This window comes from Microbacterium rhizophilum (assembly GCF_039605615.1).
Classification (GTDB): Bacteria; Actinomycetota; Actinomycetes; order Actinomycetales; family Microbacteriaceae; genus Microbacterium; species Microbacterium rhizophilus.
The window spans coordinates 1-25285 of the sequence record NZ_JBCNUN010000002.1; the positions used below are offsets into that span (position 1 = coordinate 1).

The window sequence follows — 25285 nt, forward strand, 5'->3', positions numbered from 1 at the left end:
TGTCACCGATGTCCTGATGCAGGAACCGTCACCGATGTCCTGATGCAGTTCCGTCACCGATGTCCTGAGACATCACACGCGCAGAAAGGGCATGTCGCCGCTGACAACACGTGTTTTCGCGCGGGAGAAGGTCAGGCGGCCAGCGACTCCCAGAGGGCGTCGGCCTGGGCGAGGGTCTCGTCCAACGTGCCGGACGTGTCGATCACGACGTCGGCGAGCTTCAGCCGCTCCTCGTCGGAGGCCTGGTGGCCGACGCGCGCGCGGGCCTCGTCCTCGGACATCCCGCGGTGCTCCACCATGCGCGCGACGCGCACCTCGACCGGCGCGTGTGCGACCACGATCCGGTCCCACTCCCCCGCCCCCCGGGCCTCGGCGAGCAGCGGCACGTCGTAGACCACCACCGCGCGCGGGTCGGTGGCGAACGCGGCCTGGAAACGGCGCGTCGACTCGGCCTTGACGGCCGGGTGGACGACGCCGTTCAGGCGGGCGAGCCGATCCGGATGCCCGAACACGAGCGCTCCGAGAGCGGGGCGATCCAGTGCGCCGTCCGGCGTCAGCACGCCCTCGCCGAACTCGGCCGCGATCGCCGCGAGCACCGGCTGCCCCGGCCGCTGCAGCTCGCGCACCAGCGCATCGGCGTCGATCACGACGGCGCCCCGCTCCGCGAGCCGCCTCGCGATGGTGGACTTCCCCGAGGCGATGCCGCCGGTCAGCGCGATGAGAGGCATGCGCCCAGTCTTCCATTCGCGCACGGCGCTCCTCGGCCGGTGTGCTTCGATGACGGGGTGACCGACGATCAGCCGCAGCGCCCCGCAGACTCCCCCTGGCACCGCTGGGCGCCGATCGGCCGGACGCTCGACGCGAGCGGCGTCGTCGGGGGCCCCGTGCCGAGCATCGAGTCGCTGCGCCTGCTGCCGCTGGACGAGATGCTCGCGCCCGAGAGGCCCCGCCACGGCGAAGGGGATCCGTCGGAGTGCGGCCACTGCAAGCCGTCCGAGCACACGATCTGGGCGAACAACACGTGGCAGGTGGGCTCGGGATTCGCGATCCCCGGCCTGCCCTTCATCGCGTCGATCTCCCCTCGCGAGCACGTGCTGCTGGAGAGCGCGCCGCTGGAGGTGCTGGCGGAGCTGGGGCCCGTCCTGCAGCGGCTCTCGAACGCGGTCAAGCGGATCCCGGGCGTCGCGCGCTGCCACTTCATGCGCTGGAACGACGGGTCCGCGCACCTGCACCTCTGGGCCTACGCCCGCCCCGAGGGCATGATGCAGGGGCGCGGCGCGATCCTGCCCTACTGGGAGCAGGTGCTCCCCGCGATGCCGGAGGACATGGCGCGCGAGCACATCGACATCGTCGCGGAGGCACTCGCATCCAGCGGCGACGGGTCGGCCTATCCGGGGCGCTGACCGGTCTCGATCGTCAGGATGATCCGGCCGCCGTCCCGGGCGACGGACACCTGACGCAGATCGCGCACGGCGCATGTCGGGCCGTGCGCGGACGCGGTGTCGCCCACTCCGATCACGCGCATGCCCGCCGCGCGGCCGGCCTCGATGCCCGCGTGCGAGTCCTCGAACACCACGCAGTCGGCGGGATCGACGCCCAGGATCTCCGCCGCGCGCAGGAAGCCCTCGGGGTCGGGCTTGCTCGCCGCGACGTCGTCCGCGGTCACGGCGACCTCCGGCACGCGCAGCGCCGCGGCGGCCAGGCGCGCCCGGGCCAGGCCGAGGTCGGCCGATGTGACGAGCGCGTGCGGCGCGCCCTCCAGCGCCGCGAGCAGCGCCGCCGCGCCGGGGATCTCGACCACGCCGTCGGTCTCGACGGTCTCGCGCGCCAGCATCTCGCGACTCTCGGCCACATTCAGCTCCATCGCGCGGTGCGGCAGGAGCACGGCCATGCTCTCGCGCGCCTGCCGTCCGTGGATGAGCGCGAGCACGGCATCCGGATCCAGTCCCTGCCGCTCGCTCCACTCGAGCCACAGCCGCTCGACGACGGCGGTCGAGTCCACGAGCGTCCCGTCCATGTCCAGCAGCACGGCCCGGGCCTCGAGAGTGATCGTCACCCCAGCACGCTACCGGGCGTTCCCGCCGTCCCGGCTCTTGCCGGTGTCGGCGGCCGGGAATACGGTGAGCGCGTCCGCACCCGACCCACGAGGAGGCCAGTCATGGCACACGGCGACGTCACCCACCTGGAGATCCCGGTCAGCGACCTGGAGCGCGCCAAGGACTACTACGCCGACCTGTTCGGCTGGAACATCACGGCCCCGCCCGGCTTCGAGGAGTACCCGATGTGGCAGGCGCCCAACAGCGTCTCGGGCGGCGCGCTCACGCCGCGCGAGGAGGGCTTCACCCAGCCGCGGTCGATCGTGGAGGTCGACTCGATCGAGGAGACGCTCGCGAAGGCCGTCGCCGGCGGCGGCACGGTCGTCAAGGAGCGCGAGGCGATCAACGACACGAGCTGGTGGGCCCTGTTCCGCGACCCCGACGGGAACGAGATCGGCCTGTTCGAGGGCAGCTACGACGGCTGAGCGGCCGTTCGCTCGGCGACCGGAGCTCAGCGCGCGATCAGCTGTCGCTTGGAGCTGATCACGCCGGTGTCGAAGCCGGCCAGGTGCAGGCCGCCGTGGAAGCGCGCGTGCTCGATCTTGACGCATCGGTCCATCACGACCGTGAGACCGGCGCCCTCGGCCAGGGCCGCGGCCTCCTCGTTCCACGAGCCGAGCTGCAGCCACAGCGTCTTCGCCCCCACGTCGATCGCCTCCTGCGCGACGCCCGGCAGGTCCTCGTCCCGGCGGAACACGTCGACGAGGTCGGGCACGACGGGCAGGTCGGCGAGCGACGCGTACGCGGGGCGCCCCAGGATCGTCGTCGCGCGCGGGTTCACGAAGTAGACGTCGTACGGCGAGCTCGACAGCAGGTACGTGCTCACGAAGAAGCTGGCGCGGGCCGGGTTGTCGGAGGCACCCACCACCGCGATCGACTTCGTGCGACGCAGGATGTCGTACCGGTCCTGCGCTCCCGGGCCGGTCCAGGTGCGCCCCGCGACGGGCTCCTTCGCCCAGGGCAGCTCGCACGCCACCAGTCCTGCACCGCTCATCGGTTCGCTCCCGTCGCCTGCGTGAGGGCCTGATCCAGGTCCCAGATGATGTCCTCGACGTCCTCGAGGCCGACCGAGACCCGGATGAGGTCGGCCGGCACGCCCGCGGACACCAGCTGCTCGGGGGTGAGCTGCTGGTGCGTGGTGGACGCCGGATGGATGACCAGCGTACGCGCGTCGCCGATGTTGGCGAGGTGCGAGGCCAGGCGCACGGAGTCGATGAACGTCTCCCCCGCGGCACGGGCGGCGTCCGCCCGGGCGTCGTCGTCCGCGAAGTCGCCGGACGGCTTCACGCCGAACGCGAAGACCGACCCGGGGCCGAGCGGGAAGTACTTCTCGGCGCGCGGCTTGTGCGGATGTCCCTCGAGGCCGGCCCACGTCACGAACGACACGCGCGGATCCGTCGACAGCCACTCCGCGACGGTCCGGGCGTTCGCGACGTGCGCGTCGATGCGCTGCGGCAGCGTCTCGATGCCCTGCAGCAGGTTGAACGCGGCCTGCGGGCTGAGCGCGGGGCCGATGTCACGCAGCTGCTCGCTGCGGAGCTTGGTGAGGAAGCCGTACTCGCCGAAGTTGTCCCACCAGCGGATGCCGCCGTACGACGGCACCGGCTCGGTCATGGTCGGGAACCTCCCGTTGCCCCAGTCGAAGCGGCCTGCCTCGATCACGACGCCGCCGAGCGTCGTGCCGTGCCCGCCGAGGAACTTCGTGACCGAGTGGATCACGATGTCCGCGCCGTGCTCGAGCGGTCGCGACAGGTACGGCGTCGACAGGGTGGCGTCGACCACGAGCGGCACGCCCGCGGCGTGCGCCACGTCGGCGAGGCCCGCGATGTCGGCGATCTCGCCGCCGGGGTTGCCGATCGCCTCGGTGTAGACGACCTTCGTGTTCGGCCGGATCGCCGCCGCGAAGTCCGCGGGATCGCTCGAGGCGACGAACGTGGTGTCGACGCCGAAGCGCCGCAGCGTCACGTCGAGCTGCGTCACGGTGCCGCCGTACAGCTGCGCGGAGGCGACGACGTGGTCGCCCGCGCCCACGAGCGCGGCGAACGTGATGAACTCCGCGCTCATGCCGCTCGCGGTCGCGACCGCGCCGATCCCGCCCTCGAGCGACGCGAGGCGCTCCTCGAGCGCCGCGACGGTCGGGTTTCCGATGCGCGAGTAGATGTTGCCGTACTTCTGCAGCGCGAACAGGTTCGCGGCGTCCTTCGCGTCGTCGAAGACGAAGGACGTCGTCTGGTAGATCGGCACGGCGCGGGCGCCCGTCGCGGCGTCGGGCGTGTTGCCGGCGTGCAGGGCGCGGGTGCGGAACCCGAAGCGGTGCTCCTCGGTCATGACTTCTCCTTCTCTCGGGCGGTGTCTCGGGCGGACTCCACCGCGGCGCGCACGCCGTCGACGGCCCAGGGGTTCTGCAGCGAGGTGGTGTCGCCCAGCGAGTCACCCTGCCACAGCTGCGCGAGCAGCCGGCGCAGGATCTTGCCGGAGCGCGTCTTGGGCAGCTCGGGCACGAACACGACGTGGCGGGGCTTGGCGACGGGGCCGATGTCGCGCGCGACCTGGGCGCGCAGCTCGTCGGCGTCGACGCCCTCGCGCGCGGCGACGAACGCCGCGACGGCCTGGCCGGTGACCGGATCCGCGACGCCCGCCACACCGGCCTCGCCCACCGCGGGGTGCGCGACGAGGGACGACTCGATCTCTATGGTCGACAGGCGGTGGCCGGACACGTTCACGACGTCGTCGAGGCGGCCGAGGATCCAGATGTAGCCGTCCTCGTCCACGGTCGCGCCGTCGCCCGCGACGTAGTAGCCGCCGTGCTCGCCGTGCCCCGCGAACGGCGCCCAGTACGAGTCGCGGTAGCGCTCGGGGTTCCGCCACACCGTGCGGGCCATCCCGGGCCACGGGCGGCGCACGACCAGCGTGCCGGATCGTCCCGGCGCGACCGGCTCGCCGCGCTCGTCGACCACCGCCGCGTCGATGCCGGGAAGCGGCACGGTCGCGGATCCGGGCTTGAGGGTCGTGACGCCCGGCAGCGGCGCGATCATCGCCGCGCCGGTCTCGGACTGCCACCACGTGTCGACCACGGGAAGCTCATCGCGGCCGTGGTTGCGGCGGAACCACACCCACGCCTCCGGGTTGATGGCCTCACCCACCGTGCCAAGCAGGCGCAGCGTCGAGAGGTCGTGTCCCTCCGGGATCCCCTCGCCCCACCACGTCATGAACGTCCGGATGAGCGTGGGCGCCGTGTAGTAGACCGTGACGCCGTAGCGCTGGATGATCTCCAGGTGCCGCTCGCGGTGCGGGGTGTCGGGCGTGCCCTCGTAGATCACCTGGGTCAGGCCGTTGGACAGGGGGCCGTACAGCTCGTACGTGTGCGCCGTGACCCACGCGAGATCCGCGGTGCACCAGTGCACGTCGTCCGGCTTGGCGTCGAAGTGTGCCCAGTGGGCCCAGCTCGCGTGCGTCAGGTAGCCGCCGGACGTGTGCACGAGGCCCTTGGGCTTCCCGGTCGTGCCGGACGTGTAGATGATGAACAGCGGGTGCTCGGCGTCGAACGCCTCGGGCTCGTGCACCTCGGGCGCGGTGTCGACGACGTCGTGCCACCAGACGTCGCGGCCCTCCGTCCACGGCACGTCCTGGCCGGTGCGGCGCACGACCAGCACGCGCTCGAGGTGCTCCACGCCCTCGGCGGCCCGGTCGGCGGCCGACTTGACCTCGACGGCCCGGCCGCGGCGCCACTGGCCGTCGCTCGTGACGAGCAGCTTCGCGCCCGTGTCCTCGATCCGGAACCGGACGGCCTCGGCGGAGAAGCCGCCGAACACGAGCGAGTGCACGGCGCCGATCCGGGCGCACGCCAGCGCGATCACCACGGTCTCGATCAGCACGGGCAGGTACACGACCACGCGGTCGCCGGGCTCGATGCCGAGCGCGCGCAGCCCGTTGGCCGCCTGCGAGACGCGACGCTGCAGATCCGCGTACGTCACGGCGATCCGATCCCCCGGCTCGCCCTCGAAGTGCAGCGCGATCTTGTCGCCGCGACCGGCCTCGACGTGGCGGTCGACGCAGTTGTACGCGACGTTCAGGCGCCCGCCGACGAACCAGCGCGCGGCGGGCACGCCGAGCTCGCCGTCGGCGTCGCGGACCGGCGGCTCCCACTCGTGCGCCGTGTGCCAGGGCTCGGCCCAGTCGAGCCGGCGGGCGGCGTCCTCCCAGAAGCCGACCGGATCGACCGCGGCGCGGTCGTACGCGTCGGCGCCCACGTTGGCCTGCGCGGCGAACGCGGCCGGTGCGGGATACGCGCGCCTCTCGGTCAGGCGGGCCTCGTCGACGATCACAGCCACCTCCGCAGCACGGCGCGCTCGAACAGCACGAGCAGCGCGTTGGTCAGGGTGCCGAGCAGCGCGAGCAGGACGATCGCGAGCAGGATGCGGTCGACCCGCCCGGTCTGCTGGGAGTCGGTGAGCAGCCAGCCGAGGCCCATCGAGGACGCGATCAGCTCCGCCGCGACGAGGAACAGCCACGCCTGCGCCATCGCCAGGCGCAGGCCCGACACGAGCGACGGCACGACGGCGGGCAGCTGGATCGTGCGCAGCAGCGACCAGCCGCGCAGCCCGAACGACCGTCCGGCCTCGACGAGGTGCGGGTCCACGCGCCGCAGCGCGGCGGCGACGGTCGTGTAGACCGGGAAGAAGGCGCCGATCGCGATGAGCGTGATCTTCGACTCCTCGCCGATCTGCAGCCAGAGGATCAGCAGCGGCACCCACGCGAGCGACGGCACGGCGCGCAGCGCGACGAGCGTCGGGCTGAGCAGGATGTCGCCGAGCCGCGACAGGCCGACGACGGCCGCGAGGGCCAGGCCGATCGCGGCCCCGGCGAGGAAGCCGATCACGACGCGCTGCGTCGAGATCGCGATGTGCAGGCCGAGGCTGCCGTCCTCCAGCAGCTGCCCGGCCGCCTGCACCACCGACAGTGGCGCGGGAAGCCGATAGGCCGGGACGAGGCCCGTGGTCGTGGCGACGTGCCAGACGACGACCACGACGATCGGCACGAGCAGTCCGCCGACGATCACCGTCGAGCGGCGGCTCCAGAACGACCGGCCGGCGCGGGGGCGCGTGAGCGAACCGCCGAACGTCGCGGCGGACGGCACGTGGCCCCCCACCGCGACGTTCGCGTCGTGACCGTCGGTCACTTGCCCGTGGCCTGCTTCGCGAAGGTGTCGTCGACGATCGTGTCGAGCGCGTCCTGCACGGCCTGCTCGCCGCCCTGCACGTCGCCGGAGTCGACGATCACGGGGGCGATCTTCTCGAGCACCGCGATCTGATCCGCTCCGGGGACGCCCGAGACGTCGAGGTTCGAGCGCTCCTCGATCACGGTCGTGGCGACGGCCGGGTCGATCGCGGCGGCCTCGGCGAGCAGCGCGGCGGTCTCCTCGGGGTGCTCCAGCGCCCAGGCGCGGGCCTCCTCGTACGCGTCGACGACGACCTGCGCCACGTCGGCGTGGCTGTCGATGAAGTCCTCCGTGGCGTTCAGGAAGCCATAGGTGTTGAAGTCGACGTTGCGGTAGATGAGCTTCGCGCCGGATTCGACCTCGGCGGCCGCCATGATCGGGTCCAGGCCCGACCACGCGTCGACGGAGCCGCCCTCGAGCGCGGCGCGGCCGTCCGCGTGCTGCAGGTTCTGCACCTCGATGTCGCCGAGCGCGAGCCCTGCCTCGTCGAGCGCCTGCAGCAGGAAGAAGTACGGGTCGGTGCCCTTGGTGGCCGCGACCGACGTGCCCTTGAGCTGCTCGACCGACGTGATGTCGCTGTCCGCGCCGACCACGATGGCGGCCCACTCGGGCTGCGAGTAGATGTCGATCACCTTAATGGGCGATCCGTTGGCGCGTGCCAGCAGCGCGGCCGAGCCGGCGGTCGAGCCGACGTCGATGGAGCCGGAGCGGAGCGCCTCGTTGGCCTTGTTGGAGCCGGCGGACTGGATCCACTCGACGTCGACGTCGTCGCCGAGCGCCTCCTCGATCAGTCCCTGGTCCTTCACGACGAGGCTCAGCGGGTTGTAGGTGGCCCAGTCGAGGGCGAGCGAGTCGGTCGACCACTCGGCGGCCGCGGCATCGCCCTCCTCGGCGGCCGGGGCGGGGGCGTTCTCGCCGGCGACGCAGCCGGTGGCGAGCATCGCCATGGCGCCCGTGAGCAGGATCGCGGGAACGGTGCGGCGGATGACGGTGCTCATCGGGTCTCCTTGGATGAGAGCGGGTGGTGATGGGTGGACACGCCGAGTCCCTCGAGCAGGGTGGCGCGCAGGTCCGCGAGCGCGCGGTCGGCGCGGTCGCGAGGTCGGGATCCCGGCACGGTCACGACGCGGGCGACGGATCCGTCCGCGGGCGCCGCGGCGGGCGGGGCGATGTGCCGCTCGACGTTCGCGGGCAGCGCGGCGCCGGACGCGCCGATGCCGGCGCCCGAGCCGAGCGCGAGCACGCGCGCGCGGATCTCCGCGGGGGCGTCGGTCGCGGCCGCCTGCAGCGAGCGGAGCAGCAGCACGCGGTCGCCGAGGTACAGCGCCTCCTCGACGTCGTGCGTCACGAGCAGGATCGTCGTCGGCTGGGCGGCGTGGATGTCCAGCAGCAGGTCCTGCATCCGCAGGCGCGTGAGGGCGTCGAGGGCGCCGAACGGCTCGTCGAGGAGCAGCACGTCGGGGTTGCGGGCGAGGGCGCGGGCGAGCGAGGCGCGCTGCGCCATGCCGCCCGACACCTCGCGCGGACGCTGGTCGGCGGCGTGCTCGAGCCCCACGAGGTGGAGCAGCTCGCGCACGCGCTCGCGTCCGGCGCGGCGGCCCGCGCGGCCGCGCAACTCGCCGCGCGGCAGGCCGAGCTCGACGTTCTGCGCGAGCGTGCGCCACGGCAGCAGGCGCGGCTCCTGGAACGCGACGGCCGTGCGCTCGTCGGTGTCGGCGAGGGACGTGCCGTCGACCGCGATCGACCCGTCGGTCGGCGCGTCGAGGCCGGCGACGAGGCGCAGCAGCGTCGACTTCCCGCAGCCCGACGGTCCGATGACCGACAGGATCTCCCCCGGCCCGACGTCGAGCTGGATGCCGCGCAGCACCTCGCGCGGCCCCGCGGGCGCCGGGAACGTGCGTCCGACGCCCGTCAGCGTGACGGCGCCGGCGCACGCGGCGGAGGCGAGGGGGGACATGCGCACCATGCTTCCGTCAGGCCGGGATCCGGCCGAATCGCTGTGCAACATTGCGACACACATCTCCGAATCGCGCAGATCCGCGGTAGACGTGCGACGCACAGACGAAGACGGGGCCGGATCCCGAAGGATCCGACCCCGTCTCAGTCAGTCAGCTGAAGATCAGCGACCGGCCAGCTTCTCGCGCAGCGCGGCGAGGGCCTCGTCGTCGGCCAGAGTGCCGGCGCCGGCGGTCTCCGAGCTGAACGACTGGCCGGCGGCGAAGGCGTCGCCCGCCTCGGCCTCGGCCTCGGCGGCCTTGGCGACCTGCGTCTTGTGCTGCTCCCAGCGGGCCTGAGCGGCGGCGTACTCCTGCTCCCACTTCTCGCGGGCCTCGTCGAAGCCCTCGAGCCACTGGTTGGTCTCCGGGTCGAAGCCCTCGGGGTACTTGTACTCGCCGTTCTCGTCGTACTCCGTGACCATGCCGTACAGCGCCGGGTCGAACTCGGTGCCGTTGGGGTCGACCATCTCGTTCGCCTGCTTGAGCGAGAGCGAGATGCGGCGACGGTCCAGGTCGATGTCGATGACGCGGACGAAGACCTCTTCGCCCACCGAGACGACCTGCTCGGCCAGCTCGACGTGCTTCGCCGACAGCTCCGAGATGTGCACGAGGCCCTCGATGCCGTCCGCGACGCGCACGAACGCACCGAACGGAACGAGCTTGGTGACCTTGCCCGGCGTGATCTGACCGATCGCGTGGGTGCGGGCGAAGACCTGCCAGGGGTCCTCCTGCGTCGCCTTGAGCGACAGCGAGACGCGCTCGCGGTCGAGGTCGACCTCGAGGATCTCGACGGTGACCTCCTGGCCCACCTCGACGACCTCGGAGGCGTGCTCGATGTGCTTCCAGGACAGCTCGGAGACGTGCACGAGGCCGTCCACGCCGCCCAGGTCGACGAACGCACCGAAGTTGACGATCGACGAGACGACGCCCTTGCGGACCTGACCCTTGTGCAGGTTGTTCAGGAACTGCGTGCGCGTGGCCGACTGCGTCTCCTCGAGGAGGGCGCGGCGCGACAGCACGACGTTGTTGCGGTTCTTGTCGAGCTCGAGGATCTTCGCCTCGATCTCCTGGCCGAGGTACGGCGTGAGGTCGCGGACGCGGCGCAGCTCGATGAGCGAGGCCGGCAGGAAGCCGCGGAGGCCGATGTCGACGATGAGACCGCCCTTGACGACCTCGATGACGGTGCCGGTGACGACGCCGTCGTTCTCCTTGATCTTCTCCACGTCGCCCCAGGCGCGCTCGTACTGCGCGCGCTTCTTCGACAGGATCAGACGGCCTTCCTTGTCCTCCTTCTGGAGAACCAAGGCCTCGACGACGTCGCCGACGCTGACGACCTCGTTGGGGTCGACGTCGTGCTTGATGGAGAGCTCACGCGAGGGGATGACGCCTTCGGTCTTGAAGCTCACGTCCAGCAGGACCTCGTCGCGGTCGATCTTGACGATCGTGCCCTCGATGATGTCGCCGTCGTTGAAGGACTTGAGGGTCTTCTCGACCGCGGCCAGGAAGTCCTCAGCAGAGCCGATGTCGTTGATCGCGACCTGCTTGGTGGCCGGGGCGGTCGTTGCGTTAGTCATTTAGTGGGTTGTCCTTGTTGGATGTTTACTCGGGCCGCGGCCCGGCCCCTCGCCCCGGTGATCCGGACGCGCGAGACCACGGTTCGAACCGCAGCAGTTGGATTGTGTTCTTGCATCTCGCGTGGGTCCGACCCGGGAGAGCCCAGGCGACGCGCACACGCGTGACACTCCAGGGTATCAGAATCGGGCCCTCGGCCGGGAGGAGGCCAGCAGCGCCTCGAGCAGCGCCTCGCGGGGGCCTACTCCCGCGCCAGAGCACTCCGCGCCACCACGGCCGCGGCGGCCGACCAGGCCTGCGGGCGGCACGCGGCGGGATAGGGCGCTGGCACCGGGGTGTCCGCGGCCGCGTCGCCGCTGTGCAGCTCGGGCACGCGGTAGCCGAAGGCCTCCGCGGCGGCGAGCATCCCCTCGGCCGCGACGCGCGCCTCGTCGCGCAGCCCGGCACGCAGCATGCCGTGCACGGAGATGGCGGTGTCGTGCGTCCAGACGCTGCCGCCGTGGTACGACAGCGGCCAGTAGCCGCCGGCCGCGGTGGACATCGTGCGGATGCCGAACCCGGAGGACATGGAGTCCGCCAGCAGCAGCGACGCGACGTGCCGCTCGTCCTCCGGATCCAGGATGCCCGTGCCGAGCAGGTGCCCGATGTTGCTCGTCAGCGTGTCGACGGGGCGCTTGTCGCGGTCGAGTGCGACCGCCGGGTACCGCCCCTCGGGCGTCTCGACCCAGTACGCCTCCGCGAACCGGTGGCGCAGCGTCGCCGCCCACGACCGCAGCTCACCCGCGGACTCCCCGAACGCCTCGAGCAGGTCCGCGCCGGCGAGCGCGGCCTCGTACGCGTACCCCTGCACCTCGCACAGCGCGATGGGCCCTTCGCCCAGTCCGCCGTCGCGCCACTGGATCGAGTCGCCCGAGTCCTTCCACCCCTGGTTCGCCAGTCCCCGGCCGGAGCGGTCGAGGTAGTCGATGAAGCCGTCGCCGTCGCTGTCGCCGTGCTCAGTGAGCCAGCCGAGCGCCGCGCGCAGGGCCGGCAGCAGCACGCGCACCTCGTCCTGGGGCATGCCCGCGCGCCAGGCGTCGGCGAGGAGGCAGATCCACAGCGGCGTCGCATCCACGCTGCCGTAGTACCGCGGCGGCAGGACCACCTGCTCGCCGGGGATCTCGAGAACCGTCGCGCGCAGCTCGTGCAGGATCTTGCCGGGCTCCTGGGCGGATTCCGGATCGTCCGCCGCCCCCTGCAGCCGCGCGAGCACGCGCAGGGTCGAGGCCGCGACGCCGACGTCCACGGGCAGCAGCAGCCGCGCGGCCCAGATCGAGTCGCGTCCGAACAGCGTGAAGAACCACGGCGCGCCGGCGGCGTAGAAGTCGTCGGCCGGGTGATCGGGCAGCGCGAGCCGCAGGGCGTCCAGGTCGCCCAGCGCCGTCTCGAGCCAGCGCGCCAGGCGCGGCTCCGACCGCGGCGCGGACGCGGCGAGCGCGGCCGCGTCCCACGGCGCCGGGCGCTCCGGGGCCCGGACCACGAGAGTGTCGTCCGCCAGTGCCGCCGACCAGGTCGCCGCGGCCTCCCCGCGCGCGTCGACGCGCATCCGCCACTCCAGCTCGACCAGATCCTCCCTCGGGTGGACAACGCCACCGGCCGCCGTGACCTCGAAGCGCTGCGCCCCGGCCGTCACGACCGCCGACCCCTCCGCCGCGCGCACCTCGAACGGCGCCCCTCGCGCGTCCCCGGCCTTCACCGCGTGCAGCGAGGCGAACTCGGGCCGGATCCGGACGCGCAGCGTCGCCGCCACCGGTGCGTCACACCCGTTGCGCAGCACGAGCCGCTCGCGAAGGACCCCCGCGTCCACCCGACGCTCGCGCACGAGCCGGACCCGCGGATCCGGCGTCGCGTCGTCGATGCCGCGGAGAAGTCCCGAGAACGTGACGCGGGAGGCGCCGTCGCGCGCCGATCCGATCCACTCGATCGGCGACTCATCGCACGTCAGGACGAGCGAGCGGATGTGCCGCACGTCCCCGTGGAACACGCCGTCGATCGCCGCCGTGCCCAGGTCCCCGCCGGCGCCCGACCACACCTGGGTCGGCGCGCGCAGCACGATCTCCCGGTCGTGCAGCAGGGGTTGCAGGGGCGGATCGACGTGCGAGGTCATTCCTTCACGGCTCCTTCGCTGGCGTTCATGATGCGGCGCTGGAACACGAAGAACAGCACCGCGACGGGGATCGTCATGATGGCCGCGGCCGCGAGCTTCAGCGGATACTGGCTGCCCTGGCTGAGCTGGCCGCTCGCGAGCGACGCGACGCCCTTGGTCAGGGTCGTCAGCTCGGGCGACTGCGTCGACACGACGAAGTGGTTGAGCTCGTTCCATGATCCCTGAAACGACAGGATCACGATCGTGATGAGCGCGGGTCGCGCCATCGGCAGCACCACCGACCAGAACGTGCGGAACACCCCCGCGCCGTCGATGCGCGCCTGCTCCTCGACGGCCTCGGGGATCGACTCGAAGAAGTTCTTCATGATGAACACGCCCGCGGCGTCCACCAGCAGCGGCAGCACCATGCCGGTGTACGAGTCGTACATGCCGAGCTGGTTGATCACGAGGAATCTCGGGATGAGCAGCACCACGATCGGGACGGACATGACGGCGACGACGCCCGCGAACACGATCCCCCGCCCACGGAACCGCAGGCGGGCGAGCGCATAGCCCGCCAGGGAGTTGAAGAACACCCGTCCTGCCGTGACCAGCACGGTGACGATCGCCGAGTTGGTGAACCACACCGGGAAGTCCGAGTTCAGGAACAGCCGCTCGTACGCCGCCCAGGTGAACGTCGCGGGGAACAGCGAGATCGGCGAGGACGCCGCCTCCGCATCGGACTTGAACGACGTCGCCACCTGCACCAGGAACGGGTAGATGTACACCGCGGCGAGCGCGATCAGCAGCACCAGCAGCAGCGCCTGCCGCGCGATGACCGCGCGCGGCGCTCCGGCCCGGACCGTTCCGCTCATCGCACCGCTCCGCGCGTCGTGACCGCCTCGTACATCCGCATCCGCCGCCGCGACACGGGACGCTCGCGCAGCGCCCACCGCTGCAACAGCGTCATGACGACGATGATCGCGAACAGGATGAACGCGATCGCCGCGCCGCGTCCCCACTCCTGCGAGAGGAAGGCCGACTGGTAGCTCAGGTACGCGGGCGTCAGCGTCGTCTTGCCGGGCGTGCCCTGCGTGCCGGTGTAGATCTGGTCGAACACCTGCCAGCAGCCGATCAGTCCGAGCGTGAGCACCGTGAACAGCGTGGGCCGCAGCTGCGGCAGCGTGACCCGCCAGAACCGCTGCCACGAGCTCGCTCCGTCGACCATCGCGGCCTCCTGCGTCTCGCCGCCCAGGTTCTGCAGCGCCGCGAGGAACAGCAGCATGAACGTTCCGGAGGTCGTGAACACGGCCATCAGGATGTAGGCGCTCATCGCGGCGGAGGGCCCCGCGAGCCAGTCCCACCATGTCAGCCCGAGGAACTCCCCCGACGTCAGCGCGGCCGGCGGCTGCGTCACCCCGATGCCGGCGAGCGCGCCGTGCACGATCCCGCGCGGCTCGTTGAACCAGTTCGGCCCGGTAACGCCCACGAAGGACAGCACGCGGTTCACCACGCCGTTCGTCGAGAACAGGAACAGCCACAGCACGGTGATCGCGACGGAGCTCGTCACGGACGGGAAGTAGAACGCGGTGCGGAACAGTCCCCGGCCCCGCAGCGCGGCGCCGTTCACGAGCACCGCGAGCAGCAGCGCGAGCGCGGTCTGCACCGGCACGACCAGCAGCACGTACCAGGCGTTGTTGCGCAGCGCGGTGCCGAAGTCCCGCTCGGCCAGCCCGCCGCCCGCCGTCACCTCGGCGTAGTTGTCGAGCCCGACGAAGGACACGGACGACGAGAACGGGCTGCCGCGGCCGGTCCAATCGCTCAGGCTGACCCACAGGGCCATCAGCACCGGCACCAGCAGGAACACGCCCAGGATCAGCACCACCGGCAGGGTGAAGAGCCATCCGGCCGTGCCCTCGCCGCGCCGGATCCCCGAGGGGCGGGCGCGGCGAGGGCGGACCCGATCCGCGGTCGCAGCGGTCATGACGACCGGATCAGCCGAGCGCGGCTTCGAGGTTGCCCTGGACCGACTGCAGGATGGTCGCGGGGTCGGCATCGCGCAGGCCCTCGAGCTGCGCGTTGAAGTCCGTGATGATGTCGGCCGCGCCCTCGATGTTCGGCGGGAACTGCGCGCTCTCGGCGCCGTCCAGGAACGCCGCGAGCTCGGGGTTCGCTTCCTGCCAGTCCGCCGCGGCCGACTGGATCGACGGCATCGGCCCGAACGCCTCGGAGAACGCCAGCTGCTGCTCGGTGCTCGTGAGGTACTCCACGAGGTCGAGCGCCGCCTCCTGGTTCCCGCTGTCGGCCGCCAAGCCCCAGCAGTTCGTGAACTGCAGCGTGCCCTCGCCCGCCGGCCCGGCGGGAAGCGGCGCGACCGTGTACTTCACGTCCGGATAGTCGTTGGTCATGGCGCCCGTGATCCAGTTGCCCTCGACCACCATGGCCGCCGCGCCCGTGCCGAACGCCTCGCCGCCCCAGCCGGTGCCGATGTCGGACGCGAACGCGAACGATCCGTCGCCCAGGCGATCCTTCACGTACTGCAGCCCCGCCACATTGGCGTCGCTGTCGGCGACCGCCGCGCCGTCCTCGATCAGACCGCCGCCGGCCTGCGCCATGAAGACCCCGACACGCTGGTACTCGGCGCCGAACGCGAGGCCCACGTGATCGTCGGTCGTGAGCTGCTTCGCGACATCCGTGAGCTCCTCCCACGTCGTCGGGAGGTCGTCGTCCGTGAGCCCCGCCTCGGACCACATGTCCGAGTTGATGACGAGCGCGAGCGTCGAGAAGTCCTTGGGCGCGCAGTAGAACTCGCCGTCGTACGTGAAGTTCTCGACGAGCGACGGATAGAAGTCGTCCTTGTTCGAGAGCTGGTCGCCGTACGCCGCGAGCGAGCCGTTGGCGGCGTAGCCGGCGAGCGCGTCGGTGGAGAGATAGAACAGGTCCGGCGGCGACCCCGCCGCGAATCCCTGCGACAGCTGCTGCGGCAGGTCGTTCGCGACCTGCACGGTCGCTCCGACACCCGACTCCTCCGACCACGCCGCGACGGCCTCCTCCACGGCCTGCGTCTCGGCGTCGCCCGAGGATCCGATCAGCAGCGACAGCTCGCCCGAGGGGGTCTCGGTTCCGCCGCCGCCCCCGCCGCCTCCACCGCCGTCCCCTTCGTCGAAGCCGGAGCCGCAGCCCGTGGCGAACAGGGCGGTGACGGCGACGAGCGCCGCGGTGCCGAGCAGCCGGTGTGTCTGGTGGCGTGCCATGAGTCTCTTCTCCTTTGATGAGGCCTGACGGCGCCCGGGTGATTGGAACGTTCAAGGTCCCGGTGCGCGATCAGTGTATGAACGTTCCAATCGGCGTGTCAACGGGCCTTCCTCGTCCTAGGATGACTCCCACGTGCCGACCGACGAAGGGAGCGCCCGTGGCCCGCTCGCCGCGACTCGAGGACGTCGCGCTCGCCGCCGGCGTCTCTCGCCAGACGGTCTCCAACGTCATCAACTCCCCCGGCATCGTCCGCGAGGACACTCGCGAGCGCGTGAGCCGCGCGATCGCCGATCTCGGCTACCGCCCGCACGCCGCCGCGCGGAGCCTGCGCACGCGGCGCAGCTCGACCATCGCGATCCACCTCGATCCCTACGCGGGCGGCATCTCCGGCGTCGTGCTCGACCGGTTCGTGCACGCGCTCACCGACCTGGCGGGGGTACGCGGGATGCGCGTGCTGCTGTACGCCGCGCGCGATCATCGCGAGGAGATCGGGCGCCTGACCGAGCTGCTGGACGGCGGCGAGGCCGACGCGATCGTCATCACGGGCACGTTCCACGGAGACCCGCGCACGCGCTGGCTCGCGGGCCGGCAGACCCCGTTCGTGGCGTTCGGTCGCCCGTGGGGCGAGGACGACCACCACGCGTGGGTGGACGTCGACGGCGCGGCGGGCACGCGCGCGGCGACGCGGTGGGCGCTCGAGAGCGCGGGGCCGGAGGTGGCGTTCGTCGGCTGGCCGTCGGGATCGGACACCGGCGATGACCGCGAGGCCGGGTGGCGCTCGGCGCTGCCGACGGGCGACGGGCTGCGGCTCGTGTCCGAGGAGAGCGTGAGCGACGCGCGCGCGGTGGTCGCGCAGGCTCTCGCCTCGGGCACCGCGGTCGACGCGCTCGTGTGCGCGAGCGACTCCCTCGCCGTCGGGGCGCACCTGGCCGCGGTCGCGGCCGGGCGCGCGGATCTGCCGATCGTCGGCTTCGACAACACCCCCGCGGCCGAGGCGATCGGGCTCAGCAGCGTGGAGCAGCGTCCCGAGCGGGTCGCGTCGGCGGCGCTCGACCTGCTGCTCGGCCCGTCCGAGTCCTCGGGCGGCGCGTCGCGTCACGTGCTCGTCGAGCCGCAGCTGGTGCTGCGCTGAGGGCCGCGACGTCCCGCGACCCGCCGCGGTTCCGCGCTATGGTTCTCGCAGGATCGCCCTGGGGGACGTTCGGACCCCGGTCATCCGCACCAGTCCCCCAGCGCTGAGGAGCTCCATGTCCCTTCCTCCCCCCGGCAACGACGGCAACGACGGCAACGTCCCCCCGGTTCCGCCCGGGCCGACGCCTCCGCCCGCCCCGGACCACGGCTCGCCGACCTCCACGCCCCCGCAGCACACCGCACCGGAGCCGCCGGCCCCGTACGGCGCGCCGGCTCCCGGGCAGGTATACCCGGAGGCGCCGGTCCCGCCGTACGGCGCCGCGGTCCCGCCGACCCAGGCCTATCCCCCGGGGGGCGCGCCCTACGGCGGCGCCCCGTACGGCGGCGCCCCGCAGCCGCGCCCCGCGGGCAGGGGACTCGCGATCACGGGCCTCGTGCTCGGCATCCTGGGCTTCATCGGCGCCGTGATCCCGTTCGGCATCTTCTTCGCGGGTCTGCTGGTGCTCGCCGCTCTGGTGATCGGCATCATCGTGCTCGTGCGGAAGATGCCCGGCAAGGGCATGGGCATCGCGGCCGTCATCCTGGGCGGCCTCGGCCTCGTGGTGGGCATCATCAGCACGGTCCTCGCGGTGAGCTTCTTCGCGACGCAGGTCCCCGGCATCATCCAGCAGGCGTGCGAGGAGCAGGGGCTCACGCAGGAGGAATGCGACGCGTACTTCCAGGAGCAGCAGCCCTGATCCGAGGGGACGGATCCACGGAGGGCCCGGCTTCGGCCGGGCCCTTCGTCGTTCCCCGGCGGCTCAGACCGCGCAGCGCACGCAGCGCGTGGCCGTGGGACGCGCGAGCAGCCGCCCCTCGGGGATCGGCTCGCCGCACACCTCGCACACGCCGTAGGTGCCGGCGTCGATGCGCGCCAGGGCCGCGTCGATGTCGCTGAGCTCGTGCCGCGCGGCGACGCTGAGACCGGTGAGCCGCGACCACTCGCCCGACAGCGTGGCCCCCTCGGGGTCGTGCTCGTCGTCGGCCGTGGCGTCGCCGCGCGCGGCCGCGACGCCCGAGAGGTCGCTCGCGCGCGCGGCCACGGTGCGCTCGGCCTCGCGTCGTCGCTCCCGCAGGAGCTCGCGCGCGCGTTCGACGGTCCCGGACATGCGGGTCAGCCTACGCGGCGGCCGCCGGTCCCCGGCGCGCCCCCGCGTAGTCGTCGGGCGTGAGCGGGCGGATCCCGTCGTCGTGCAGCAGGAACTGCGCGCGCAGCCGCACCTCCGTCGCCTGCACCGCCTCGGCCATCGCGGCGGCCCACGCGAGCTCCTCGGCCTGGAACTCGGCGTCGCCCTCCCGCTCCCACACCAGCACGAGCTGCGTGGCGCCGACGGCCTCGCACACCAGCGGCATGCGCGCGGCAATCAGCCGCGCCGCGGTCACCGGCCCGAGGTCCTCCGCGATCGTGGGCTCGTCCGGATCGCGCGGGAAGTCATCGGTCGGCATGATGGCGTCGCTGATCCGGTCGTCCTCGTTGAGGAAGATCAGCCACAGCTGCCGCCGGATCGCGGCGGTCAGCATCAGCTCGAGCAGTTCGTGCAGGCGGGCGTCGTCGAGCGGCTCCTCGCGCAGCTGGTTCATGCGGCGCTCGGCCGCCTTCGTGTGCGTCATGGATCGAGCGTGCCGCGCTGCGGCCACCTGGATCCGGGATCCGGTCGGATGTGGACCGCAGATCTCGACGAAGAGACCTGTGGACGAACGAGCGACCGCCCGCACCTTCTGGGTGCGGGCGGTCTTGTTCCGGCTCAGGTAGAGCGGTCTGGAACGCGGAGGATCAGCGCGCGGCCGAGCCCTCCACGTAGTCCTCGTCGGTCTGCTTCCAGGCGAACAGCGAGCGCAGCTCCTTGCCGGTCGTCTCGATCGGGTGACCCTGCTCCTTCTCGCGGAGGGCGAGGAACTCCTGCGCGCCGTTGTCCTGGTCCTCGATGAAGCGCTTCGCGAACGCACCCGACTGGATGTCGCCGAGCACCTCCTTCATGCGCTCCTTGACACCCGCGTCGATGATGCGGGGGCCCGAGACGTAGTCGCCGAACTCGGCCGTGTCGGAGATGGACCAGCGCTGCTTGGCGATGCCGCCCTCCCACATCAGGTCGACGATGAGCTTGAGCTCGTGCAGCACCTCGAAGTACGCGATCTGCGGCTGGTAGCCCGCCTCGGTCAGCGTCTCGAAGCCGGCCTGCACGAGGTGGCTCATGCCGCCGCAGAGCACGGCCTGCTCGCCGAACAGGTCGGTCTCGGTCTCCTCCGTGAAGGTCGTCTTGATGACGCCCGCGCGCGTGCCGCCGATGGCCTTGGCGTACGACAGTGCGACATCCCAGGCCTGGCCCGACGCGTCGCGCTCGACCGCGATGATGTCCGGGATGCCGCGGCCCGCGATGAACTCGCGGCGCACCGTGTGACCCGGCGCCTTCGGCGCGACCAGGATCACATCGACGCCCTCGGGCGCCTCGATGTAGCCGAAGCGGATGTTGAAACCGTGCGCGAACGCGAGCGTCTTGCCCTCGCTGAGGTTCGGCGCGATCGACTCCGAGTAGATGCCGCGCTGGTGCTGGTCCGGCGCGAGGATCATGATCAGGTCGGCCCACGTGGTCGCGTCGGCGACGCTGAAGACCTCGAAGCCCTCCTCCTGCGCCTTGGCGGTCGACTTCGAGCCGTCCTTCAGCGCGATGGCGACCTCGACGCCCGAGTCGCGCAGGTTCTGGGCGTGCGCGTGGCCCTGCGAGCCGTATCCGACGATCGCGACCTTCTTGCCCTGGATGAGCGACAGGTCGGCGTCGGCGTCGTGGAAGATCTCGGTGCTCACGGTGGTGTTTCTCCTTGTGGGTGGGGGTCTGGTGGGGTCAGCCGCGCAGGACGCGCTCGGTGATGGACTTGGATCCGCGGCCCAGGGCCAGCAGGCCCGACTGCGCGATCTCGCGGATGCCGAAGGGCTCGATCGCCTTGAGGAAGGCGTCGACCTTGCCCTTGTCGCCGGTGACCTCGATCACGAGCGCATCCGGCGCGTAGTCGACGACGTTCGCGCGGAACAGGTTCACGACCTCGATCACGTTCGAGCGGGAGGAGTTGTCGGCGCGCACCTTCACGAGCATGTGCTCGCGCTGCACGCTCGACGAGGGCTCCAGCTCGACGATCTTGATCACATTGATCAGCTTGTTCAGCTGCTTCGTGACCTGCTCGAGCGGCAGCTCGTCCACGTCGACGACCACGGTGATCCGGGACAGCCCCGGCACCTCGGTCACGCCCACGGCGAGCGACTCGATGTTGAAGCCGCGGCGCGCGAACAGGCCGGCGACGCGGGTCAGCAGGCCCGGCTTGTCCTCGACGAGGAGGCTCAGCACGTGCGTCGTCATGTCAGTCCTCCTCGCTGAAAGCCGGCGCGTGGTCGCGGGCGTACTGCACGTAGCTGTTGCTGACTCCCTGGGGCACCATCGGCCACACCATCGCGTCGGCGCTCACGACGAAGTCGATCACGACCGGTCGGTCGTTCGTCTCGAGCGCCAGCTTGATCGCGGCGTCCACGTCCTCGGCCTTCTCGACGCGGATCGCGAGGCATCCGTACGCCTCCGCGAGCTTGACGAAGTCGGGGATCCGGATCGAGTCGTGGCCCGTGTTGAGGTCGGTGTTCGAGTAGCGGCCGTCGTAGAACAGCGTCTGCCACTGGCGCACCATGCCGAGCGACGAGTTGTTGATGATCGCGACCTTGATCGGGATGTCGTTGATCGCGCAGGTGGCGAGCTCCTGATTGGTCATCTGGAAGCAGCCGTCGCCGTCGATCGCCCACACCACGCGCTCGGGCTGCGCCACCTTCGCGCCCATCGCGGCGGGCACCGAGTAGCCCATCGTGCCGGCGCCGCCGGAGTTGAGCCACGAGTTGGGGCGCTCGTACTTGATGAACTGCGCCGACCACATCTGGTGCTGCCCCACGCCGGCCACGTACACGCCCTCCGGGCCCGTGAGCTCGCCGATCCGGCTGATCACGTGCTGCGGGGCGAGCAGGCCGTCGCTCGTCGGCGCGAAGCCGAGCGGGTACTGGTTCTGCAGGCCGCGCAGGTATGCCCACCACTCGGACGTGTCGGTCCTGCCGCCGACGGCGTGCAACGCGCCGTCGAGGTCGACCAGGACGTCCTTGAGGTCGCCCACGATCGGCACGTCGGCCGTGCGGATCTTGCCGATCTCCGCCGGGTCGACGTCCACGTGCACCACCTGCGCCTTGGGTGCGAACAGCGCTGCCTTGCCGGTCACGCGGTCGTCGAACCGCGCGCCGAGCGCGACGATCAGGTCGGCCTCCTGCAACGCGAGCACCGCGGGGACGGATCCGTGCATGCCCGGCATGCCGAGGTGCTGCGGGTGCGAGTCGGGGAACGCGCCGCGCGCCATCAGCGTCGTGACGACGGGCGTGCCGCTCGCCTCCGCGAGGGTCTTCAGCTCGGCCGCCGCGCGGGCGCGGATCACTCCGCCGCCCACATACAGCACGGGGCGCTCGGCCTTGGCGAGCAGCGCCGCCGCGGCCTGGATCTGCTTGCCGTGCGCCTTGGTCACCGGCCGGTAGCCGGGCAGGTCGATCTTGGGCGGCCACACGAACGGCGCCTCGGCCTGCTGCGCGTCCTTCGTGATGTCCACGAGCACGGGACCGGGGCGTCCGGTCGAGGCGATCTCGTACGCGGCCGCGATCGCGCCCGGGATGTCGGCGGCGTTCTTCACGAGGAACGAGTGCTTCGTGATCGGCATCGTGATGCCGACGATGTCCGCCTCCTGGAACGCGTCCGTGCCCATCAGCGTCGAGAACACCTGTCCGGTGATCGCGAGGATCGGCACCGAGTCCATGTAGGCGTCCGCGATGGCGGTGACGAGGTTCGTCGCGCCCGGACCCGAGGTCGCGATGGCGACGCCCACCCGCCCGCTGGCAGAGGCGTAGCCCTCGGCCGCGTGGCCGGCACCCTGCTCGTGACGCACCAGGATGTGGCGCAGCTTCTCCGCCGACATCAGCGGGTCGTACACGGGCAGGATCGCGCCGCCCGGCAGCCCGAAGACGTCGGTGACGCCCAGCAGCTCGAGCGAGCGGACGACGGCCTCGGCGCCCGTGAGGACGGGGGCGGCGGAGGCGGCGCGCGACGCGGGCGGACGCGGCAGGACCTTCGCCGCGTCGCCTGATGCCTGATGGAATGCGGGATCGGACGGCATGGTGATGCTTCCTTGCTTCGGGTCTGAGGGATCCACGGAGGGAACGCGGATCAGCCGGTCGTCGCGCCCTCCGCGGCGGAGCGCACGAGTCGCGAGTACTTCGCCAGAACGCCTCGGGTGTAGCGCGGGGGCAGGGGCTCCCAGCCGGAACGGCGGGATTCGAGCTCCGTCTCGTCGACGAGTAGGTCGAGAGAGCGAGCCGCGATATCGACCCTGATCAGATCACCATCGCGCACCAGGGCGATAGGACCACCGTCCACCGCCTCGGGTGCAACATGGCCGATGCACAGTCCGGTTGTGCCGCCTGAGAATCGACCGTCCGTCAAGAGTAGTACATCCTTGCCGAGCCCAGCGCCCTTGATGGCCGCCGTGATGGCGAGCATCTCGCGCATGCCGGGACCGCCCTTGGGGCCCTCGTAGCGGATCACGACCACGTCGCCGGCCTTCACGCTGCCCTCGGCGAGGGCGTCCATCGCGGCGCGCTCGCGCTCGAACACGCGGGCCGGGCCCTCGAACACGTCGGCGTCGAAGCCGGCCGACTTCACGACCGCGCCCTCCGGCGCGAGCGAGCCGTGCAGGATCGTGATGCCGCCCGACGCGTGGATCGGGTCGTCGAACGTGTGGATGACCTTGCCGTCGACCGGGTCGGGGTTCAGATCCGCGAGGTTCTCGGCGAGCGTCTTGCCGGTCACGGTGAGCGCGTCGCCGTGCAGCAGGCCCTCGTCGAGCATCGCCTTCATGATCACGGGGATGCCGCCGTGGCGGTCGACGTCGTTCATGACGTACTGGCCGAACGGCTTCATATCGGCCACGTGCGGCGTCTTGTCGCCGATGCGGTTGAAGTCGTGCAGCGTGAGGTCGATGTCGGCCTCGCGCGCGATCGCCAGCAGGTGCAGCACGACGTTGGTCGAGCCGCCGAGCGCCATCGCGAGCGCGATCGCGTTCTCGAACGCCTCCTTGGTCAGGATGTCGCGCGTCGTGATGCCCTGGCGGAGCAGGTTCACGACGGCCTCGCCGGAGCGGTGCGCGAAGTAGTCGCGGCGGCGGTCGGCCGACGGCGGCGCGGCCGAGCCGGGCAGGCTCAGCCCGAGGGCCTCGGCGACGGACGCCATGGTGTTGGCGGTGTACATGCCGCCGCACGCGCCCTCGCCCGGGGCGATCGCGCACTCGATGCGCTTGAGGTCCTCCTCGCTCATGAGGCCCGCGCGGCACGCGCCGACGGCCTCGAACGAGTCGATGATCGTGACCTCCTTCTCGGTGCCGTCCGAGAGCTTCACCCAGCCGGGGGCGATGGATCCGGCGTACAGGAACACGCTGGAGAGGTCGAGGCGGGCGCTCGCCATGAGCATGCCCGGGATGGACTTGTCGCAGCCGGCGAGCAGCACGCTGCCGTCGAGGCGCTCGGCCATCATGACGGTCTCGACGCTGTCGGCGATGACCTCGCGCGACACGAGCGAGAAGTGCATGCCCTCGTGGCCCATCGAGATGCCGTCGGAGACCGAGATGGTGCCGAACTGCAGCGGGTAGCCGCCGCCCGAGTGCACGCCCTCCTTGGCGCCCTGCGCGAGGCGATCCAGGCTCAGGTTGCAGGGTGTGATCTCGTTCCAGCTGGACGCGATGCCGATCTGCGGCTTGTCCCAGTCGGCGTCGCCCATCCCGACCGCCCGCAGCATGCCTCGCGAGGTGGTCGCCTCGATGCCGTCGGTGACGACGCGGCTGCGGGGCTTGATGTCGGGTGCAGTGGCCTGATCCGGACGAGACGATGTAGCGAGGTCGACCATGCTCGGCAGTCTATGCCCGCGCCGGAACGCCCTCGTCCGCCGGAGCAGAGCGCCCGACGATGCGCCGGGAGCGGTCTCAGGATGCTCGCGCGTCGGCGATCGCGGTGAGCAACTCGGCGAGCTCCAGGGGGTCGCTCACGCGCACCCGCGCGGCGGTCTCACCGCCGCCCACGCGCACGCCGAGGTCGCCGTCGCCGAGGCTCCGCAGGGCGTCCTCGTCCGTCACGTCGTCGCCCGCGAACAGCACCGCCGTCGCGCCGGTCTCGGCGCGCAGCTGCGCGACGGCGGTGTCCTTGCCCTCGTGGCGCCAGGCGTACTCGACGATGTCCTTTCCCGTGCGGCGGCGCCATTCGGGCGCGCGCTCCCCCACCAGCGCGTCGACGAGCCCCTGGGCGCGCGCGGCGCCCGTCTCGTCGGCGAGCCTGGTGTGCAGCGCGAAGCCGTACGCCTTGGCCTCGATCCAGGCGCCGTCGATGCCCTCGATCGCGCGCTCGGCGTCGGCGATGAGGGCGTCGGCGCTCGCGGTGCGCTCGACGACGTCGACCATGGGCACGTCGTCCGCGACCGCCTCGGCGCCGGTCGGACGCCAGTGCTCGGCGCCGTGCGAGCCCGCCAGCCACACCACCGAGTCGTCGGCGTGCTCGCCGATCACCCGCAGGTCGGCGAGCTGGCGTCCGGATACGAACGCCACGACGGTGTCCCTGGCCGCCGCCAGCCGGCGCACGGCCTCGGCCGTCTCCGGCAGGGCGCGCACGGCCATGGGGTCATCCCCCAGCGGCGCGAGCGTGCCGTCGAAGTCGAGCGCGACGAGCAGCCTCTCGGTGCGGGCCAGCTCGGCGACCTCGGGCGTCCAGGCGGGGGTCATCCGGATCTCCGTTCCGTTGCGGGCG

General features: G+C 71.8%; 24 protein-coding genes. 4 read left to right on the forward strand and 20 right to left on the reverse strand.

Annotated features, from left to right (window positions below):
- Window positions 1-131 precede the first annotated feature (131 nt).
- Entirely contained in the window at window positions 132-728 is a 597-nt protein-coding gene (gene coaE, locus AAD528_RS03970) for a dephospho-CoA kinase (protein WP_345750759.1), read from the reverse strand.
- 57 nt (window positions 729-785) lie between these two features.
- On the opposite strand from coaE, the gene AAD528_RS03975 reads away from it, so the two are divergent.
- On the forward strand, window positions 786-1403 hold the full coding sequence (locus AAD528_RS03975) for a hypothetical protein (RefSeq protein ID WP_345750760.1): 618 nt from the start codon (window positions 786-788) through the stop codon (window positions 1401-1403).
- On the opposite strand, the gene AAD528_RS03980 is transcribed toward AAD528_RS03975, so the two are convergent.
- Window positions 1388-2056 carry an HAD-IA family hydrolase gene (locus AAD528_RS03980; RefSeq protein ID WP_345750761.1) on the reverse strand — a complete coding sequence of 223 codons (669 nt, stop codon included), beginning with the start codon at window positions 2054-2056 and terminating at the stop codon, window positions 1388-1390. The genes AAD528_RS03975 and AAD528_RS03980 overlap by 16 nt on opposite strands.
- 102 nt (window positions 2057-2158) lie before the next feature.
- Here AAD528_RS03980 and AAD528_RS03985 point away from each other — a divergent pair, with 102 nt between their 5' ends.
- Window positions 2159-2521: a VOC family protein gene (locus AAD528_RS03985; protein ID WP_345750762.1), complete on the forward strand. Its 363-nt coding sequence runs from the start codon at window positions 2159-2161 to the stop codon at window positions 2519-2521.
- Between the two features lie 26 nt (window positions 2522-2547).
- Here the strand turns inward: AAD528_RS03985 and AAD528_RS03990 are convergent, their stop codons facing one another.
- From AAD528_RS03990 to AAD528_RS04040, 11 genes are all read right to left on the reverse strand, one after another.
- Window positions 2548-3090: a CoA-binding protein gene (locus tag AAD528_RS03990; RefSeq protein WP_345750763.1), complete on the reverse strand. Its 543-nt coding sequence runs from the start codon at window positions 3088-3090 to the stop codon at window positions 2548-2550.
- Window positions 3087-4424 carry an O-acetylhomoserine aminocarboxypropyltransferase/cysteine synthase family protein gene (locus AAD528_RS03995; RefSeq protein WP_345750764.1) on the reverse strand — a complete coding sequence of 446 codons (1338 nt, stop codon included), beginning with the start codon at window positions 4422-4424 and terminating at the stop codon, window positions 3087-3089. The genes AAD528_RS03990 and AAD528_RS03995 overlap by 4 nt, the downstream gene beginning before the upstream one ends.
- The gene (acs, locus tag AAD528_RS04000) at window positions 4421-6421 is read right to left on the reverse strand and encodes an acetate--CoA ligase (RefSeq protein ID WP_345750765.1); all 2001 of its coding nucleotides are present in this window, start codon (window positions 6419-6421) and stop codon (window positions 4421-4423) included. Before acs ends, AAD528_RS03995 begins: the two co-directional genes overlap by 4 nt.
- Complete coding sequence (locus AAD528_RS04005; protein ID WP_375339591.1) at window positions 6418-7233, reverse strand: ABC transporter permease; 816 nt, start codon at window positions 7231-7233, stop codon at window positions 6418-6420. Before AAD528_RS04005 ends, acs begins: the two co-directional genes overlap by 4 nt.
- 38 nt (window positions 7234-7271) lie before the next feature.
- Window positions 7272-8312: an aliphatic sulfonate ABC transporter substrate-binding protein gene (locus AAD528_RS04010; protein WP_345750767.1), complete on the reverse strand. Its 1041-nt coding sequence runs from the start codon at window positions 8310-8312 to the stop codon at window positions 7272-7274.
- Window positions 8309-9271 (reverse strand): ABC transporter ATP-binding protein, encoded by a 963-nt coding sequence (locus AAD528_RS04015; RefSeq protein ID WP_345750768.1) that lies wholly within the window; start codon window positions 9269-9271, stop codon window positions 8309-8311. The genes AAD528_RS04010 and AAD528_RS04015 overlap by 4 nt, the downstream gene beginning before the upstream one ends.
- Before the next feature lie 162 nt (window positions 9272-9433).
- Complete coding sequence (gene rpsA, locus AAD528_RS04020; protein WP_345750769.1) at window positions 9434-10885, reverse strand: 30S ribosomal protein S1; 1452 nt, start codon at window positions 10883-10885, stop codon at window positions 9434-9436.
- Window positions 10886-11124: 239 nt separating this feature from the next.
- Window positions 11125-13029, reverse strand: a complete 1905-nt coding sequence (locus AAD528_RS04025) for a glycogen debranching N-terminal domain-containing protein (RefSeq protein ID WP_345750770.1) — start codon at window positions 13027-13029, stop codon at window positions 11125-11127.
- On the reverse strand, window positions 13026-13883 hold the full coding sequence (locus AAD528_RS04030) for a carbohydrate ABC transporter permease (RefSeq protein ID WP_345750771.1): 858 nt from the start codon (window positions 13881-13883) through the stop codon (window positions 13026-13028). The genes AAD528_RS04025 and AAD528_RS04030 overlap by 4 nt, the downstream gene beginning before the upstream one ends.
- A complete protein-coding gene (locus AAD528_RS04035) occupies window positions 13880-14992 on the reverse strand; it encodes a carbohydrate ABC transporter permease (protein ID WP_345750772.1) in 1113 nt (370 codons plus the stop codon). Before AAD528_RS04035 ends, AAD528_RS04030 begins: the two co-directional genes overlap by 4 nt.
- A 10-nt stretch (window positions 14993-15002) precedes the next feature.
- On the reverse strand, window positions 15003-16262 hold the full coding sequence (locus tag AAD528_RS04040; protein ID WP_345750773.1) for a sugar ABC transporter substrate-binding protein: 1260 nt from the start codon (window positions 16260-16262) through the stop codon (window positions 15003-15005).
- A 122-nt stretch (window positions 16263-16384) separates the two neighbouring features.
- Between AAD528_RS04040 and AAD528_RS04045 the strand changes: the two genes are divergently transcribed.
- Window positions 16385-17395: a LacI family DNA-binding transcriptional regulator gene (locus AAD528_RS04045; RefSeq protein WP_375339583.1), complete on the forward strand. Its 1011-nt coding sequence runs from the start codon at window positions 16385-16387 to the stop codon at window positions 17393-17395.
- Between the two features lie 115 nt (window positions 17396-17510).
- Complete coding sequence (locus tag AAD528_RS04050) at window positions 17511-18131, forward strand: cell division FtsX domain-containing protein (RefSeq protein ID WP_345750775.1); 621 nt, start codon at window positions 17511-17513, stop codon at window positions 18129-18131.
- Window positions 18132-18194: 63 nt separating this feature from the next.
- Here the strand turns inward: AAD528_RS04050 and AAD528_RS04055 are convergent, their stop codons facing one another.
- The 7 genes from AAD528_RS04055 to otsB form a co-directional block, all read right to left on the reverse strand.
- Window positions 18195-18542: a TraR/DksA family transcriptional regulator gene (locus tag AAD528_RS04055; protein WP_345750776.1), complete on the reverse strand. Its 348-nt coding sequence runs from the start codon at window positions 18540-18542 to the stop codon at window positions 18195-18197.
- A 10-nt stretch (window positions 18543-18552) separates the two neighbouring features.
- Complete coding sequence (locus AAD528_RS04060; protein WP_345750777.1) at window positions 18553-19044, reverse strand: hypothetical protein; 492 nt, start codon at window positions 19042-19044, stop codon at window positions 18553-18555.
- Between the two features lie 163 nt (window positions 19045-19207).
- Window positions 19208-20236, reverse strand: a complete 1029-nt coding sequence (gene ilvC, locus AAD528_RS04065) for a ketol-acid reductoisomerase (protein WP_345750778.1) — start codon at window positions 20234-20236, stop codon at window positions 19208-19210.
- Between the two features lie 37 nt (window positions 20237-20273).
- Complete coding sequence (gene ilvN / locus AAD528_RS04070) at window positions 20274-20783, reverse strand: acetolactate synthase small subunit (protein ID WP_345750779.1); 510 nt, start codon at window positions 20781-20783, stop codon at window positions 20274-20276.
- A 1-nt stretch (window position 20784) separates the two neighbouring features.
- Window positions 20785-22614: an acetolactate synthase large subunit gene (locus tag AAD528_RS04075; protein ID WP_345750780.1), complete on the reverse strand. Its 1830-nt coding sequence runs from the start codon at window positions 22612-22614 to the stop codon at window positions 20785-20787.
- Between the two features lie 50 nt (window positions 22615-22664).
- The gene (gene ilvD / locus AAD528_RS04080; protein WP_345750781.1) at window positions 22665-24395 is read right to left on the reverse strand and encodes a dihydroxy-acid dehydratase; all 1731 of its coding nucleotides are present in this window, start codon (window positions 24393-24395) and stop codon (window positions 22665-22667) included.
- Window positions 24396-24471: 76 nt separating this feature from the next.
- A complete protein-coding gene (otsB, locus tag AAD528_RS04085; RefSeq protein WP_345750782.1) occupies window positions 24472-25260 on the reverse strand; it encodes a trehalose-phosphatase in 789 nt (262 codons plus the stop codon).
- Window positions 25261-25285 lie beyond the last annotated feature (25 nt).

Bases quoted from the DNA above. Each gene is read 5' to 3' on its own strand.
- coaE (WP_345750759.1), bottom strand. From the start codon at position 728: ATGCCTCTCATCGCGCTGACCGGCGGCATCGCCTCGGGGAAGTCCACC.
- AAD528_RS03985 (WP_345750762.1), top strand. From the start codon at position 2,159: ATGGCACACGGCGACGTCACCCACCTGGAGATCCCGGTCAGCGACCTG.
- AAD528_RS03990 (WP_345750763.1), bottom strand. From the start codon at position 3,090: ATGAGCGGTGCAGGACTGGTGGCGTGCGAGCTGCCCTGGGCGAAGGAG.
- AAD528_RS03995 (WP_345750764.1), bottom strand. From the start codon at position 4,424: ATGACCGAGGAGCACCGCTTCGGGTTCCGCACCCGCGCCCTGCACGCC.
- AAD528_RS04010 (WP_345750767.1), bottom strand. From the start codon at position 8,312: ATGAGCACCGTCATCCGCCGCACCGTTCCCGCGATCCTGCTCACGGGC.
- AAD528_RS04015 (WP_345750768.1), bottom strand. From the start codon at position 9,271: ATGTCCCCCCTCGCCTCCGCCGCGTGCGCCGGCGCCGTCACGCTGACG.
- rpsA (WP_345750769.1), bottom strand. From the start codon at position 10,885: ATGACTAACGCAACGACCGCCCCGGCCACCAAGCAGGTCGCGATCAAC.
- AAD528_RS04025 (WP_345750770.1), bottom strand. From the start codon at position 13,029: ATGACCTCGCACGTCGATCCGCCCCTGCAACCCCTGCTGCACGACCGG.
- AAD528_RS04030 (WP_345750771.1), bottom strand. From the start codon at position 13,883: ATGAGCGGAACGGTCCGGGCCGGAGCGCCGCGCGCGGTCATCGCGCGG.
- AAD528_RS04035 (WP_345750772.1), bottom strand. From the start codon at position 14,992: ATGACCGCTGCGACCGCGGATCGGGTCCGCCCTCGCCGCGCCCGCCCC.
- AAD528_RS04040 (WP_345750773.1), bottom strand. From the start codon at position 16,262: ATGGCACGCCACCAGACACACCGGCTGCTCGGCACCGCGGCGCTCGTC.
- AAD528_RS04045 (WP_375339583.1), top strand. From the start codon at position 16,385: ATGACTCCCACGTGCCGACCGACGAAGGGAGCGCCCGTGGCCCGCTCG.
- AAD528_RS04050 (WP_345750775.1), top strand. From the start codon at position 17,511: ATGTCCCTTCCTCCCCCCGGCAACGACGGCAACGACGGCAACGTCCCC.
- AAD528_RS04055 (WP_345750776.1), bottom strand. From the start codon at position 18,542: ATGTCCGGGACCGTCGAACGCGCGCGCGAGCTCCTGCGGGAGCGACGA.
- AAD528_RS04060 (WP_345750777.1), bottom strand. From the start codon at position 19,044: ATGACGCACACGAAGGCGGCCGAGCGCCGCATGAACCAGCTGCGCGAG.
- ilvN (WP_345750779.1), bottom strand. From the start codon at position 20,783: ATGACGACGCACGTGCTGAGCCTCCTCGTCGAGGACAAGCCGGGCCTG.
- AAD528_RS04075 (WP_345750780.1), bottom strand. From the start codon at position 22,614: ATGCCGTCCGATCCCGCATTCCATCAGGCATCAGGCGACGCGGCGAAG.
- ilvD (WP_345750781.1), bottom strand. From the start codon at position 24,395: ATGGTCGACCTCGCTACATCGTCTCGTCCGGATCAGGCCACTGCACCC.
- otsB (WP_345750782.1), bottom strand. From the start codon at position 25,260: ATGACCCCCGCCTGGACGCCCGAGGTCGCCGAGCTGGCCCGCACCGAG.